The organism is Paramesorhizobium leguminum (genome assembly GCF_003217235.1).
Lineage (GTDB): Bacteria > Pseudomonadota > Alphaproteobacteria > Rhizobiales > Rhizobiaceae > Paramesorhizobium > Paramesorhizobium leguminum.
On the sequence record NZ_QJTF01000016.1, the window covers coordinates 40,167 to 55,198 of the forward strand.

Annotated in this window: 15 protein-coding genes; 10 read left to right on the top strand and 5 right to left on the bottom strand. The window is 58.1% G+C overall.

The window, feature by feature from the left end; all coding sequences use genetic code 11:
- Positions 1–5: 5 nt before the first annotated feature.
- Positions 6–842 carry a TrmH family RNA methyltransferase gene (locus C7477_RS13335; RefSeq protein WP_110752925.1) on the bottom strand — a complete coding sequence of 279 codons (837 nt, stop codon included), beginning with the start codon at positions 840–842 and terminating at the stop codon, positions 6–8.
- Between the two features lie 30 nt (positions 843–872).
- A complete protein-coding gene (locus C7477_RS13340) occupies positions 873–1,208 on the bottom strand; it encodes an ArsR/SmtB family transcription factor (protein WP_110752927.1) in 336 nt (111 codons plus the stop codon).
- Between the two features lie 623 nt (positions 1,209–1,831).
- Here C7477_RS13340 and C7477_RS13345 point away from each other — a divergent pair.
- The 5 genes from C7477_RS13345 (at position 1,832) to C7477_RS13365 (ending at position 7,110) form a co-directional block, all read left to right on the top strand.
- Complete coding sequence (locus C7477_RS13345) at positions 1,832–3,427, top strand: ABC transporter substrate-binding protein (RefSeq protein ID WP_110752929.1); 1,596 nt, start codon at positions 1,832–1,834, stop codon at positions 3,425–3,427.
- A gap of 64 nt (positions 3,428–3,491) precedes the next feature.
- Complete coding sequence (locus C7477_RS13350) at positions 3,492–4,499, top strand: ABC transporter permease subunit (RefSeq protein ID WP_110752931.1); 1,008 nt, start codon at positions 3,492–3,494, stop codon at positions 4,497–4,499.
- A 7-nt stretch (positions 4,500–4,506) separates the two neighbouring features.
- Complete coding sequence (locus C7477_RS13355) at positions 4,507–5,415, top strand: ABC transporter permease subunit (RefSeq protein WP_110752933.1); 909 nt, start codon at positions 4,507–4,509, stop codon at positions 5,413–5,415.
- Between the two features lie 4 nt (positions 5,416–5,419).
- Positions 5,420–6,268, top strand: a complete 849-nt coding sequence (locus C7477_RS13360) for an ABC transporter ATP-binding protein (protein ID WP_110752935.1) — start codon at positions 5,420–5,422, stop codon at positions 6,266–6,268.
- Positions 6,268–7,110, top strand: a complete 843-nt coding sequence (locus C7477_RS13365; protein ID WP_110752937.1) for a dipeptide ABC transporter ATP-binding protein — start codon at positions 6,268–6,270, stop codon at positions 7,108–7,110. The genes C7477_RS13360 and C7477_RS13365 overlap by 1 nt, the downstream gene beginning before the upstream one ends.
- Positions 7,111–7,407: 297 nt before the next feature.
- On the opposite strand, the gene choV is transcribed toward C7477_RS13365, so the two are convergent.
- From choV to C7477_RS13385, 3 genes are all read right to left on the bottom strand, one after another.
- Complete coding sequence (gene choV, locus C7477_RS13375; RefSeq protein ID WP_110752939.1) at positions 7,408–8,448, bottom strand: choline ABC transporter ATP-binding protein; 1,041 nt, start codon at positions 8,446–8,448, stop codon at positions 7,408–7,410.
- Positions 8,449–8,509: 61 nt separating this feature from the next.
- Positions 8,510–9,340 (bottom strand): choline ABC transporter permease subunit, encoded by an 831-nt coding sequence (choW, locus tag C7477_RS13380; RefSeq protein ID WP_110752942.1) that lies wholly within the window; start codon positions 9,338–9,340, stop codon positions 8,510–8,512.
- Between the two features lie 224 nt (positions 9,341–9,564).
- The gene (locus C7477_RS13385; RefSeq protein WP_245411833.1) at positions 9,565–10,509 is read right to left on the bottom strand and encodes a choline ABC transporter substrate-binding protein; all 945 of its coding nucleotides are present in this window, start codon (positions 10,507–10,509) and stop codon (positions 9,565–9,567) included.
- Between the two features lie 438 nt (positions 10,510–10,947).
- Here C7477_RS13385 and C7477_RS13390 point away from each other — a divergent pair, with 438 nt between their 5' ends.
- The 5 genes from C7477_RS13390 (at position 10,948) to C7477_RS13410 (ending at position 15,029) form a co-directional block, all read left to right on the top strand.
- Complete coding sequence (locus C7477_RS13390) at positions 10,948–11,910, top strand: small ribosomal subunit Rsm22 family protein (protein ID WP_110752946.1); 963 nt, start codon at positions 10,948–10,950, stop codon at positions 11,908–11,910.
- Between the two features lie 268 nt (positions 11,911–12,178).
- Positions 12,179–13,246 carry an FUSC family protein gene (locus C7477_RS13395; protein ID WP_181418419.1) on the top strand — a complete coding sequence of 356 codons (1,068 nt, stop codon included), beginning with the start codon at positions 12,179–12,181 and terminating at the stop codon, positions 13,244–13,246.
- Between the two features lie 47 nt (positions 13,247–13,293).
- Positions 13,294–13,506 carry a DUF4287 domain-containing protein gene (locus C7477_RS13400; protein ID WP_110752950.1) on the top strand — a complete coding sequence of 71 codons (213 nt, stop codon included), beginning with the start codon at positions 13,294–13,296 and terminating at the stop codon, positions 13,504–13,506.
- 93 nt (positions 13,507–13,599) lie between these two features.
- Positions 13,600–13,743, top strand: coding sequence for a small ribosomal subunit Rsm22 family protein (locus C7477_RS19520; protein WP_425373572.1), 144 nt, complete (start codon positions 13,600–13,602; stop codon positions 13,741–13,743).
- 53 nt (positions 13,744–13,796) lie between these two features.
- Complete coding sequence (locus C7477_RS13410) at positions 13,797–15,029, top strand: DUF5677 domain-containing protein (protein ID WP_110752952.1); 1,233 nt, start codon at positions 13,797–13,799, stop codon at positions 15,027–15,029.
- The last annotated feature ends 3 nt before the right edge of the window (positions 15,030–15,032 follow it).

The following is a 15,032-nucleotide window of genomic DNA, read 5'->3' on the forward strand; positions in this document are numbered from 1 at the left end:
CTCATTCACGAAAACCGGCTGAAACGCGAGAGTGCGATGCCGGATGCGGTGGCGACGTTCAGGCTGTCGAAATCCCGTGACATTGGAATGCGCGCGGTGTTGAGCCGATCGAGCAGCGGTTTCGGCAGGCCTTCGCCTTCGGTGCCGAATAGAAGCGCCAGCCGGGGGGCAGGCGAGGCTTCGTAGATGCTCTGCGTGCCGGAAGGGCTGAGCGCCAGCAGGTTGAAGCCTTCCTGGCTGAGCGAAGCCAGAACGTCCTCGATCGAGCCATGCCGGGCATAGGGGACTTTAAGCGTCGCGCCGACGGAAACGCGGATGGCCTTGCGATAGAGCGGATCGCAACAGGTTTCGTCCATCAGCACGCAGTCTGCCTCGAAGGCGGCGGCGTTGCGAAAGATCGAGCCGACATTGTCGTGATTGGAAATGCCGCAGAGCACGGCGACGAGCGCCCGCTCCGGCAAGCCGGCGAGCAATTCGGCGGACGAGGGAATCGCCTTGCGCCGGCCGATCGCCAATATGCCGCGATGGACGTGGAAGCCGGAAATTTCATCCATTGTCGCTTGCGAGACGCGATAGACGGGAAGCTCCTCCGGGCAAAGGCGCAATTGCGCTTCGAGGCCGCTAAGCCGATTGTCCAGAACGAGAATCGATTCTGCTTCGAATCGGGCAGATGAAAGGAGCACGTTGAGGACAACTTTGCCTTCGGCGACAAAACGCTGAGTGCGTCCCACCAGGTCCCTCTCGCGAATATCGCGATAGGGCGCAAGGCGTGGATCATCTGCATGCTCAATTTTCACAACACGCGCCTTGGGGCGAGCGTTCTTCGCTATATCGGAGGTCATTCCCGCCTGTGTTTCCTCAAGCTCGGTATCTTACTGCCGAGTCGGTTCGGCCGCGGATCTCGAGTTCATATAGAGGCTGTCTAGCGTGGCAAGCATAAGCTCGATGCGTTGTGACGATACGACGTAATATATCGTCTGCGCATCGCGGCGCGTCGTGACCAGATTGAGCGCGCGCAGTTTTGCCAGATGCTGGGAAAGGGCGGACTGACTGAGATTGACGGTCTTGGCCAGATTGCCCACCGACATCTCGTTTTTCAGTAGTTCGCATAAGATCAACAAACGCTTGTTATTGGCCAGGGCCGACAAAAAACCCGCAGCCTGATCCGCGTTTGCAACTAAATCCGTGTAATATTTTTCAGATCTCATAAAGCCGTCCTACCCCCGTATGACTGCATGAAGTGTTGCCTGATAGCGATTGTCACCAAAGTCAGTATACAACTATCGATAGAATTTTTCGTTGCAAGGCCTTAGTGCGAGATATCCCAAGAATTTAATCACTCTTTATTGCGGTTGCCCGATGCATCCTCATTCCTCCCATTGGATCCTCTCTTACATCTTATAAGACAAAACTGTATCATGATACAATCACCTTTTAAATAGAACTTTGTGATTTCGAACGAAAAATCTTAACAGTTTAAGTAATTTTAAGATTTACCTGTTTTTAACATGGTATTGTATCGGTTCATACTTCGTTAAAAATAAAGGCGTCGCGGGCAAGTGTTGGGGGAGCAGAGGTTTTTCGGTTGCATCGCCATGTTGCAGCCCGGGTTTTGTTTATGCGGGTGACGCTTTTCGATCGTCGAAAATTGCAATTTTTCTCCTCCAGCCGGATTGCTGGAAATTTTTTCCACAGCTTGCCCTTACGTTAACTACAAAATTGTCACTTTGTTTCAATAATTAGGCTTGCAAAGAGTCGCGTCAGGCGCTTCCATGAGGCCAAGCTGTGGGCAAGGGGTGTCCACGGCAGGAGTACCTCTTGGAGGCGGAAGATGAAAACTTACAAAAAAATACTGGCCGCAACGGCGCTTTCCCTGCTGATGGCCGGAAGCGCTTCGGCTAAAACTTTTATCTATTGCTCGCCGGCTTCGCCGGAAGGCTTCGATCCGGCGGCTTATACCGGCGGTGACACGTTCGATGCGTCGGCGCATCCGGTCTACAACCGCCTTGCCGAATTCGAGAACGGAACGACCAAGGTCGTGCCGGGTCTCGCGGAAAGCTGGGATGTTTCGAAGGACGGTCTGGAATATACCTTCCACCTGCGCAAGGGCGTGAAGTTCCATTCGAGCGACCAGTTCACGCCGACCCGCGATTTCAATGCGGATGACGTGATCTTCTCCTTCGATCGCATGCGCAACAAGGACAATCCCTGGCATGCCTATACCGCCGGGATCGCCTACGAATATTTCGACAGCATGGAAATGGGCACGCTGATCAAGGATATCGTCAAGGTTGACGATAATACGGTCAAGTTCGTGCTGACCCGTCCCGAAGCGCCGTTCCTGGCGAATATTTCGATGCCGTTCGCTTCGATCCTTTCGAAGGAATATACCGACAAGCTGGCAGCCGCCGGCAAGAAGGACCAGCTCAACCAGTTCCCGGTGGGTACCGGTCCGTTCTCCTTCGTCGCCTACCAGAAGGACGCCGTCGTTCGCTTCAAGGCAAACGACAACTATTGGGGCGGACGTCCGAAGATCGACGATCTGGTTTTTGCAATCACCACCGATGCCGCCGTTCGCGCGGAGAAGCTCAAGGCCGGTGAGTGCCAGCTGATGTCCTATCCTGCTCCGGCGGACATCAAGGGTTTGCAGGGCGAGCCCAATCTGAAGGTCGATGAGCAGGCAGGCCTGAACGTCGCTTATTTCGCCTACAACACGCTGAAGGCGCCATACGACAAGCCGGAAGTGCGCAAGGCGCTCAACATGGCGATCAACAAGCAGGCGATCATCGATGCCGTGTTCCAGGGTTCCGGCCAGGTTGCCAAGAACCCGATCCCGCCGACAATGTGGGGCTATAATGACGCGGTGAAGGACGATCCGTACGATCCGGAAGCAGCCAAGAAGGCGCTCGAAGCTGCCGGCGTGAAGGATCTCAAGATGAAGCTCTGGGCGATGCCCGTGAGCCGTCCGTACATGCCGAATGCGCGCCGCGCCGCGGAACTGATGCAGTCGGATTTCGCCAAGGTTGGGGTCAACGCTGAAATCGTGTCGATGGAATGGGGTGAATACCTCAAGAAATCCTCCGACAAGGACCGTGACGGCAACGTCATCATGGGTTGGACCGGCGACAATGGCGATCCGGACAACTTCCTCGGCACGCTTCTGGGCTGCGCCGGCGTGGGCAACAACAACCGCGCGCAATGGTGCTACAAGCCGTTCGACGATCTGATCCAGAAGGCGAAGATCACGTCCGATCAGGCCGAACGCGCCAAGCTTTATGAAGAGGCGCAGGTCATCTTCAAGGAGCAGGCACCCTGGGCGACTCTGGCGCACTCGACGGTTTTCGTGCCGATGTCCGCCAAGGTAACGGGCTTCAAGCAGAGCCCGCTCGGCGACTATCGCTTCGACGGCGTCGACATTTCTGAATAATATCTGGTAAAGAAGCGGCCGGGCGCGGGACGGAAATGTCCCGCGCCCGGTTGGAGTTTTGTACATGTTGCGTTTCATACTTAGAAAACTGGCCTATCTGGTCCCGACCTTCATCGGCATCACCATCGTCGCCTTCGGCTTCGTCCGCGTGCTGCCGGGCGATCCGGTCCTCCTGATGGCGGGCGAACGGGGCGTCAGTCCTGAACGGCATGCCCAGCTGATGGCCCAATTGGGCTTCGACCGTCCGATCTGGGAGCAGTATCTCCATTATCTTTGGGGGCTCATGCATGGTGATTTCGGCACTTCGCTGATCACCACGCGACCGGTTCTCCAGGAATTCATGACGCTGTTTCCGGCCACGCTCGAACTCGGCCTCTGCGCGATCGTGCTGGCAGTTCTTATCGGCGTTCCGGCGGGTGTGCTGGCCGCGGTGAAGCGCGGTTCGTGGTTCGACCAGCTATCGATGGGGACGGCGCTTGTCGGCTACTCCATGCCGATCTTCTGGTGGGGCCTGCTGCTGATCATCCTGTTTTCGGGCATCCTGGGATGGACGCCGGTTTCCGGTCGCATCTCGCTTCTCTATTACTTCCCGTCCGTTACCGGCTTCATGCTGATCGACAGTCTGCTCTCCGGGCAAAAAGGCGCGTTCGCCTCCGCTGTGTCGCATCTGGTGCTGCCGACCATCGTACTGGCGACTATTCCGCTTGCCGTCATCGCGCGGCAGACGCGCTCGGCCATGCTGGAAGTGCTGGGCGAGGATTATGTGCGCACCGCGCGGGCCAAGGGCCTTCCGGTCCGTCGCGTCGTCGGGCTTCATGCGCTTCGCAATGCGATGATCCCGGTCATTACCACCATCGGCCTGCAGATCGGCGTATTGATGGCGGGCGCGATCCTGACCGAGACCATCTTTTCCTGGCCCGGCATCGGCAAATGGATGATCGATTCGATTTTCCGGCGGGATTATCCCGCGGTGCAAGGCGGCCTGCTTCTGATCGCCGGGCTGGTGATGATCGTCAATCTGGTCGTCGATCTGCTTTACGGTCTGATCAATCCGCGCATCCGGCACAATTGAGGTTTCCATGAGCAACGCAACGCTTCCCGCACCGATTTCTTCCGGCGCGATGCGCCGCCGGGCGCTGGCGGATTTCTGGTTCTATTTCAGCGAAAACCGCGGCGCGGTGATCGGATTCTGGATATTCCTGGCGCTTGTCGTGGTGGCGCTGTTCGCGCCGCTGCTGGCGCCGCATGACCCCACCCAGCAATTCCGTGACGCGCTTCTGGTTCCGCCTTTCTGGCAGGAGGGCGGCCGGTCCGAGTTCCTTCTGGGCACCGACGCCATCGGTCGTGACATCCTTTCGCGGCTGATTTACGGCGCGCAATATTCGCTGTTCATCGGCGTGGTCGTGGTTTCTATCGCGCTGGTTGGCGGTATCATCATCGGCCTCATCGCCGGCTTCTTCGGCGGGTGGATCGATACGGTGATCATGCGCGTCATGGACGTCATCCTCGCGTTTCCCTCGCTGCTTCTGGCGCTTGTTCTCGTCGCGGTTCTCGGACCGGGGCTGGTCAATGCGATGATCGCCATCGCGCTTGTTCTCCAGCCACACTTCGCCCGTCTGACGCGGGCGGCGGTGATGTCCGAAAAAAACCGCGAATATGTCATCGCGGCGCGGCTTGCCGGGGCAGGGCGGCTGCGGCTGATGTTCAAGACGATCCTGCCGAACTGTCTCGCGCCGCTGATCGTGCAAGGGACGTTGTCGTTCTCCAATGCGATCCTCGACGCCGCGGCGCTGGGCTTCCTCGGCATGGGCGCGCAGCCGCCGACACCGGAATGGGGCACCATGCTGGCCGAGGCGCGCGAATTCATCCTGCGCGCCTGGTGGGTCGTGACCTTCCCGGGCCTTGCGATCCTGATCACGGTTCTCGCCATCAATCTGGCCGGCGACGGCCTGCGTGACGCGCTCGATCCCAAGCTGAAGAGGAGCTGACAAGATGGCTCTGCTTGAAATCAGAAACCTGACGGTTTCGTTCCAGACATCCACCGGCGCGTTCAAGGCTGTCGATGGCATCGACATGACGGTGGACAAGGGCGAGGTGCTCGCCATCGTCGGGGAGTCCGGCTCGGGCAAATCGGTGGGGATGCTGGCGGTTATGGGGCTTCTGCCCAAGACCGCCACGGTCACCGCCGACCACATGATGTTCGACGGCAAGGATTTGCGGCAACTCAGTGACAGCCAGCGCCGGGCGATCGTCGGGCGCGACATGTCGATGATCTTCCAGGAGCCGATCGCCAGCCTCAACCCCTGCTTTACCATCGGCTTCCAGATCGAGGAGGTGTTGAGTTTTCATCTGGGCCTCGACCGCTCGAAGCGTCGGAAGCGCGCAATCGAACTTCTGGAACTGGTCGGTATCCGTGATGCGGAGGCGCGTCTCGGCTCCTTTCCGCACCAGATGTCGGGCGGACAGTGCCAGCGCGTGATGATCGCCATGGCAATCGCGTGCAATCCGAAGCTCCTGATCGCCGACGAGCCGACGACCGCGCTCGACGTGACGATTCAGAAGCAGATTCTTGACCTGCTCATGCGGCTCCAGGCAGAGCATGGCATGGCGCTCATCATGATCACCCATGACATGGCTGTGGTGGCTGAAACGGCGGATCGCGTCATCGTTCAATACAAGGGCCGCAAGATGGAGGAGGCCGACGTGCTTTCGCTGTTCGAGGCGCCGAAAAGCGCCTATACGCGGGCGCTGCTCTCCGCCCTGCCGGAAAACGCGATGGGTGACCGCCTGCCGACCGTATCCGATTTCGTGCTCGATCAAGCCGCAGCGGGAGCAGCCTGATGACCAAAACCGTTCTCGAAGCGCGCGATATCGTGCGCGATTATCATGTCAGCGGCGGCTTTTTCGGCAAGCAGAAGACCGTTCATGCGGTCAAGGGCGTGAGCTTTTCGGTGGAGAAGGGCAAGACACTCGCCATCGTCGGCGAAAGCGGCTGCGGCAAGTCCACGCTGGCGCGCATTTTGACATTGATCGACGCGCCAACCGCGGGCGAGCTTCTCATCGACGGGATGAAAATCGACATCGCCCGCGAGGGGTTGACGCGCGAGATGCGCCAGAAGGTGCAGATCGTCTTCCAGAATCCCTATGGCTCGCTCAACCCGCGCCAGAAGATCGGCGACGTCTTGGGCGAACCGTTGCTGCTCAACACCACCAAAACGGCTGCCGAGCGGCGCGATCTGGCCATGCAGATGCTGGTCAAGGTGGGCTTGGGGCCGGAACATTTCAACCGCTATCCGCACATGTTCTCGGGTGGCCAGCGCCAGCGCATCGCGATCGCGCGCGCGCTGATGCTGAATCCGAGCCTGTTGGTGCTGGACGAGCCGGTTTCGGCGCTCGATCTTTCCGTGCAGGCGCAGGTCCTGAACTTGCTCGCCGACCTTCAGGACGAACTGGGGCTGACCTATGTATTCATCAGCCATGATTTGTCCGTGGTGCGTTACATCGCCGATGAGGTGATGGTGATGTATTACGGCGAAGTGGTGGAATACGGCACCCGCGACAAGGTATTCTCCGACCCGCAGCACGACTATACCAAGACGCTGTTCGCCGCGACGCCGAATGCCGATGTGGAGAGCATCCGCGCGCGGGTGGCTGCGAGGCAGAAGGAGAGGGCGAGAGCCTGAGGGTTTTCTCCTTGTGAGCCACTTCGCTCAGAACGGTTCATGGTTTAGTGGAAGCGCGAGGCATACCCCCCTCTGGCTTGCCAGCCATCTCCCCCTCAAGGGGGGAGATTGGTCTGCGTCGATGACGGCACTTATTCTGGAAATGTTGGCGATTGGCGGAAGCGGCAATGACAGCGTAATCTCCCCCCTTGAGGGGGAGATTGCTGGCAAGCCAGAGGGGGGTGTAGTGCCCCCCAGCGTTTTTTCCATTAAACCATGAACCGTTCTGCTAAACCATGAACCGTTCTGCGCTGACGGCTATCGCTGATGCCGCGTCAGTCCCCTGACAATATCATCCGCTGAAATCTTGCCGATGATCTGGCCGTTTTCGACGATGCCGACGTCGCCGCTGCTTCTCGCCACCGCATGCATGATTTCGCGCACGGGTGTTTCGCGCTTTACCGTGGCGGCGAAGGGGCGGGAGGGGAAGGTGCTGCGGGCGAATGGCGCCATGATGTCGCCTGCGCGGAGCACGCCCAGCGGGTTCATATGCGCGACGAAATTGGCGACGTAATCATCGGCTGGTTCGGCCAAAATTTGCTGAGGGGTGCCGCACTGGACGATGCGGCCGCCTTCCATGATGGCGATGCGGTTGCCGATCTTCATGGCTTCATCGAGATCGTGGCTGACGAAGACGATGGTCTTGTGCAGCCGTGCCTGAAGATCGAGCAACTCGTCCTGCAACCGGGCACGGATCAGCGGATCGAGCGCGGAGAAGGGCTCGTCCATCAGCAGGATCGGCGCGCCGGTGGCGAAGGCGCGGGCAAGGCCGACGCGCTGTTGCATGCCGCCGGAGAGTTCGCCCACTTTACGGGAGGCCCAGTCCTTTAAGCCAACCAGTTCCAATTGCCGCTGTACCACACTTCCGCGCTCGGCTTTCGTAAGGCCTGATATTTCCAGGCCGAAGCCGACATTCTCCTCCACCGTGCGCCAGGGCAGCAGGCCGAATTGCTGGAACACCATGGACACCAGATGCGTGCGCAGGTGCCGCAACGCCGCCTCGTCGGCCTTGCCGACATCGGTGGAGCGCCCGCCATTATGCACCATCACCTGGCCGCGCGTGATCGGGTTCAGCCGGTTGATCGCGCGCAGGAGCGTGGATTTCCCTGAGCCGGACAGGCCCATCAGGACGAGGATTTCGCCTTCCCGGATTTCGAGCGAGCAATCATGCACGCCTAATATATGGCCGGTCTCCGACTGGATCTGTGACCGGGTAGCGCCCCGGTCGGCAAGCGCAAGCGCATCCTTTGTCTGCTTGCCGAAGACGATCGAGACGCTGTCGAGGGAAATCGCCGTCATCTCATTTCTCCTTATTTCAAGTCGCATGATCTTGTCCGAAAAGTCTGCAACTTTTCCGGGATCATGCTTTGGATCGGAACATGCGGTCGAGCACGATGGCGACGACGACGATGACGAGGCCTGCCTCGAAGCCCAGCGCGGTGTTGACTGAGTTCAGCGCGCGCACCACCGGCACGCCGAGACCGTCCGCGCCAACCAGCGCGGCGATGACCACCATGGATAGCGACAGCATGATCGTCTGCGTCAGCCCGGCGAGGATTTGCGGCTTGGCGTGGGGGAGCTCGATTTTCCACAGGAGCTGGCGGCGCGAGGCGCCGAAGGCTTCGCCGGCCTCGATCAGGGAAGACGGAGTGGATGAAATGCCGAGCTGGGTGAGGCGGATCGGGGCGGGGAGGACGAAGATGACTGTCGCCAGCAGGCCCGGCACCATGCCGATGCCGAAGAAGACGATGGCCGGGATGAGATAGACGAAGGTGGGCAGCGTCTGCATCAGGTCCAGCACGGGGCGCATGGCGGCATAGAGCTTCGGACGGTGCGCGGCGGCGATGCCGAGCGGCACGCCCAGCCCCATGCAGAGGACGCAGGATGAGAGAACCAGCGTCAGCGTCTCCATCGTCTGGCTCCAATATCCCTGATTGAGGATGAAGAGGAGGCCGAGGACGACAATCGCGACGATTGAGAGTTTTCGCTGCAGGAACCATGCAATCGCGGCGAAGATGGCGATCATGATGAGCGGGGGCGGGGTGTTGAGAGCGAACAGGAGCCCGTCGATCAACGTCTGCATGATGGCGGCAAGCGCATCGAAAGCCCAGGTGAGGTTTTCCGTCAGCCAGTCTACGGCAGCCTTGGCCGTGCGCCCGACAGGGATCTTGTACTCCGTCAACCAATTCAAATTTCTGGTTCCCCTGTGTTTAGATTATTTGAAACGCTGGCTCAGATACCCCCCTCTGCCCTGCCGGGCATCTCCCCCTCAAGGGGGGAGATTACGCTTTCATAGACGTTCGGCGCCAATCGCCAGCCTTGCAGAAGGAAGGCAGAGGGTGGTGTCAGCCAATCTCCCCCCTTGAGGGGGAGATGCCCGGCAGGGCAGAGGGGGGTATTTATCAAGCACTGCCCTCAAAGCCCCAACGCCGCCTTCACCGCCGCCAGCCCATCGCCGCCATCCGTCGTCGTCACCCCCGCCAGCCATTTGTCCAACACCGCCGGGTTGGCCTTCAACCACTCCTTGGCGGCTTTCGCGGGTTCCTCGCCATCGTCCAGAATCTTGCCCATGATCGCATTTTCCATATCGAGCGAGAATTCCAGATTGGTCAGGAACTTGCCGACATTGGGGCATTCCGCGGTATAACCGGCGCGGACATTGGTGCTGACTGTGGCGCCGCCGAAATCGGGGCCGAAGAACTCATCGCCGCCGGAGAGATATTCGATCTGGAAATTCTTGTTCATGGGATGTGGCGCCCAAGCGAGGAAGACGATCGGCTCCTTGCGCTTCACATCCTTGGCGACCTGCGCCAGCATTCCCTGCTCGGAGGACTCCGCCACCTGGAAGTCCTTGAGACCGAAGGCGTCCTTCTTGATCATGTCGAGGATCAGGCGGTTGCCGTCATTGCCGGGCTCGATGCCATAGATCTTGCCGCCGAGCTGATCCCTAAATTTGGCGATGTCCTTGAAATCCTTCAGCCCCGCCTCATAGGTGTATTTCGGCACGGCGAGGGTGTATTTTGCGCCGGTCAGGTTGGTGCGCAGCGTTTCCACCGTCTTGTTGTCGAGATAGGGCTGGAGATCGGCATTCATGGACGGCTTCCAATAGCCGAGGAAAACGTCGATATCCTTCTTCGAAAGCGAGGCATAGGTGACGGGAACCGACAGGATCTTAATGTCCGTCTTGTAGCCCAGACCTTTCAGGATTTCCGTCGTCACTGCCGTGGTGGAGGTGATGTCGGTCCAGCCGACATCGGAAAAGCGCACGGTGGAGCAGCTTGTCTGTTCGGCGGCCTGGGCGGCGGGAACAAGTGAAAATGCGAGGAAGGATGACGCGATTGCGAGGATCGAGGATTTCATGGTGGTCTCCATTGCCGGGCTCATTTTTCTCCGGTCTCCGATTTCAGAGCCAATCACCAAAGCGGCGGTCATTCAAGCACCGGGGCGGTGAAAAGTGCTTGTTAGAGACAAATTGGGACTTGGGGCAAGCCGCCTCCAGTCGTCATCCTCGGGCTTGTCCCGAGGATCCACGGCTAGGAGGCGGAAGCAGCGATATCATTCGCTAAGGGATCGTAAATTAACCTGCCCCGATATCGACCGTATTCGCTACTGGATTGCGCCGAGATGATATTCAAGGCAGCGCCCCCTTTGCCGTGGATCCTCGGGTCAAGCCCGAGGATGACGACTGGAGGAGATGAAAGTGGTCGACAGGATAGCGAGGCGCTATCCCGCCAGAGTTTTCATTTGATGCAAAACCCTTTATCCCAGTGGCAACCAAACCCGGATATCCCGCTGCCCATGGAACTTCCCACACATTTGAGGCTCGCCGTCGATGCGGCGCTGGAAGGCATTCCGCTTGGCCGTTTGAAGGATGCCGCCGATCTGCTTTCGCGCCGCTACCGGGCGGAGACGCGGGACGGGGCTTTGCATCTCTCAAGCGATCTTGCGGCGCGGGCTTATCTCGCGACACGGCTGCCCGCGACCTATGCGGCGGTGCGGGCGAGCATGACGAGCGCTGCCGAGCTCGCCCCGGATTTCGCGCCCGCGAGCCTGCTCGATGTGGGCGCCGGGCCCGGCACGGCGCTATGGGCGGCAAGCGATTGCTGGCCGTCGCTGGAAAAGGCGGTGATGCTGGAGGCGAGCCCGGCGATCCGCGCGGTGGGCGAGGCGCTCTCGACGCATTCCCGGCTTGGCAGCATCGAATGGCGGGCGGCGGATGTGGCGAAAAGCTTGGCCGAAGAACGGCAATTCGATCTGGTGACGCTTGCCTATGTGCTGGACGAGCTTTCGCCGGAGGAGGGGCTAAAGCTCACGGAAAAGCTCTGGCAGGCGACGGCGGGGATGCTGGTGGTGGTGGAACCTGGAACGCCCGCCGGCTGGCGGCGGATGATGGCGGTGCGCCACCGGCTTATCGAAGAGGGCGCGCATCTCGTCGCTCCCTGTGCGCATGTGGCAACATGCCCGCTCATCGCCCCGGACTGGTGCCATTTCTCGCGCCGGGTGGCCCGCTCGCGTCTGCATCGGCTGGCGAAGGGCGGCGAGGTGCCGTGGGAGGATGAGAAATATATCTACCTCGCCGCCACGCGCTTTCCCGCCACGGCGGCTAATGCGCGTGTGCTCGCGCCGCCGAAGGCGAGTTCCGGCAGGATCGCGCTGAAGCTTTGCCTCCCCGATGGGACGGTGGGGGAGAGGCTTTTCACCAAGCGGGACGGGGAGGGGTATAGGCGGGCGAGGAGGATGGATTGGGGGGATGTAGGGTAAGATCGGACTTGTAATTACAGCGGGCAGGTGCAATCCATCTCGAAGCAACCACCAATCGAGAGTTTGCCAGAGTTAGCTTGAAACGGATTCCTCGCTCCGTCGTCATTCTCGGGCTTGTCCCGAGAATCTGCTGCGGTTTGAGCCGTTAGAACCGTAATTGCTTTTCTTTGTTCTTATGGCAGATTCTCGGGACAAGCCCGAGAATGACGGCACCGAGCGGCGGTTTAATCTAGTTCTGACTAATTCTAAACAATGGGGCGTGTGCTTCATGTCTCGCGAGAAACCTTCCAGTTTCGCTATGTTCCGTTCCCGTCTCGCATTACAATGGCGCGCGCTTCGCGCCGCCTTGCTCGACCGCGATGCATTGCGCCGCGCGTTTTTGTGCATGGTCCCGACCGGTGGTCCCATCGTTGCGGGCGTGGCGATGGGGAAGCCGGAGGCGGGGCTTATCGGCGGGGTGATCGGCGTCCTACTCTATTTCGCCGACGCCGATGGCGGCTGGCGATCGCGTTTTTTCGTCCTTGCGCTAAACGTCGCCGGACTGTTCGCGGGCACATTGGCGGGATTCATCATCGCGGGGGATCACCCCCTCTTCTGGATCGTTTTCGCGCTCACGGCCTTTGCCGCAGGCTATCTCTATCGCGTAGGTCCGGCGCAGGCTATGGCGATGCGGCTTGCCGCCCTGGCGATGACCGTATCCGTCGGCATACCGGAAGCCGATCCCTATCTCATTGCCTTTTCGATTGGCGCGGTGGCGCTGGTCCTACTCACGCGCCTCATCGATCACGGGCTATTCGGCCCGCTGCCCTTGTTGCGTGCGCCGGCTGGCGCAACGCCGCCAATACAGAATGGCTGGGTCCGCTTTGCCCTGGCTTATGCCTTCGCGGCAGTGGTGGGGCTCTGGATCGGCATGGAAATGGACCCGACCCACGCGATCTGGGTGGTGATAACAACCATGCTGGTGATGCAGCCCGACGCGCGCTCAAGCTATGTGAAGGTGGTGGAGCGCACGGTTGGCACCTTTGCCGGTGCTTTGTGCGGCTGGGTGATTGTGATGCTGTTCGGCTCGCCGGCCTTGCTGTGCGTGGCGGTTGTCATCCTGGCGCTGTTGACGCCGCACCATTTCGCCCGCCGCTATTGGCTGCACACCACCATCATCACGGCGCTGATCCTCATCGCCTACGATCTTGTCGAACTGGGCTCAGACCGCGTATCGGCACTGTTCATCGAGCGCGTGCAGGACATGCTGGTCGGCAGCAGCCTAGCCATAATCGCCACCGCCGCGGCTTTTCCGTGGGGGAAGCGGACGGGTGGGGATGCGGAGACCTCGCTGTAGGGTGAGATGCGTTATAAATATCCCGGCAGAAACAGGAGAAAGCGCACATGCCGGCAGAAAAAGTGAAAGGCCCCGCTTCCTATTTTCCTTCCATCGAGAAAACCTACGGCCAGCCGATCAGCCACTGGCTAGCGGTGCTGGATGGGCTGAAGGGGAAGAAGCATATGGAGATGGTGTCGGTGTTGAAGACGGAGCACGGGCTGGGGCATGGACATGCCAATGCGCTGGCGGCGTATTATTTGGCGGAGGATAAAGGGTGAGCGGGAGCATATGGCATCGCAGGGCGAAGGGCGCAGAAGTGCCGTGGGAAGACGAGAAATTTATTTACCTCGCTGTTTGCGAGGTTTCTCGGCGTGGCGGCACATGCCCGCGTACTCACGCTGCCGAAAGCGTGTTCAGGCAAGGTGGAGCTGAAGCTGTGTCTGGCGGATAGGGCGGTGGTGAAAAGGCTGGTTACGAAGCGGGACGGGGAGGGGTATAGAAGGCGCGGAGGGTGAACTGGGGGATGTGAGGAAGACACAGATTGGGGAGAATGATGAAAAAAAATAACATGAACAAAATTATTGGACAACAAATTCAAAAAGTTCCTCGGTTATTGCTTCGTAAGGTTCTTCAACGAAAGCTTGAGGAGCAGAACATCCATGATGATGGATTGCTGGAAGCCTTAACGGACCATATTTTATCCCAATCCGCAGAACAGTTTCGTTGGGAGGATGGAAGTGAAGGTACAGATAAAAACTTAACTTTAACGCTCACTGAGGAGGACTCAAATAACTTAATAAATGACTATAAAAATTTTGTTGAGCTAAAAGTACCGAAATTGGTTCGGAATGTCATTAAATCCGGCGCTAAATTACAAGTAAAAAATTTAGGAAAGCGATGGGCTGAATTAAAAATAAACGATTTTAATGAAATGCGCCATTTTCGGGATCACCTAGAGTTGCGATGGGCTTCAGGGCTTGATGTGCTGCGTATGCTACTTATTGCTTCAAGAGAGATTGGGGAGACATTTTCACAAAAATTATTCCGATCAAAAGCAAAAAGAGGATTGGTGAAGCGCGAAGCAATTGTATTATTGCACATGCGTGCATGTCAAACAACTTTGGAAATTGTTACATTATTAGAAAATGGTCTTCCTGATGGAGCCTACGCACGCTGGCGAACGCTCTATGAAATTTCAGTTGTGGCTTTCGTTATTGATCGCTTTGGGGATGAAATTGCCGAACGATACCTAGCGCACGATTTGGTGAGTATGAGAGAATATATTATAAATGAATATAAACATGAGGGTCGTAAGTATGAACCTCAATCTCTTGAGGGAGAAGAAAAAGAAATAGAGGAAGGGTTCCAAAGGGTTATAGCGGAATTTGGACAATCTTTTGCTGGGCCATATGGCTGGTCTGCTGATTCGCTGAGCTTGAAAAGCCCTCGTTTTCAAGATTTAGAGAAGGCAATAAATTGGGTGGCTCTCCCTCCGCAATATAAATGGTCTAGTTATAAGATTCATGCCGGAGTAGCTGGTACTGTCAGGACTCTTGGATTTGTGGGGAATAATCATTTTATCCATGCTGGCGCGACGAATGCCGGTCTAGAAACGCCCGCGATAAATACAGCATTTTCACTTGTGCATATGACGTCGCTGCTTTTTGGCAAATTGAACGATATTGAAACACAAATACACCTTCGTTCTTTGATTTTGCTGCGCGATAAAGTCGTTAAGAAATGTCAAAAAACAGCGAGGAAATTAGAACAGGACGAACTGAATTTTCAAAAAGAACTCTGAAGG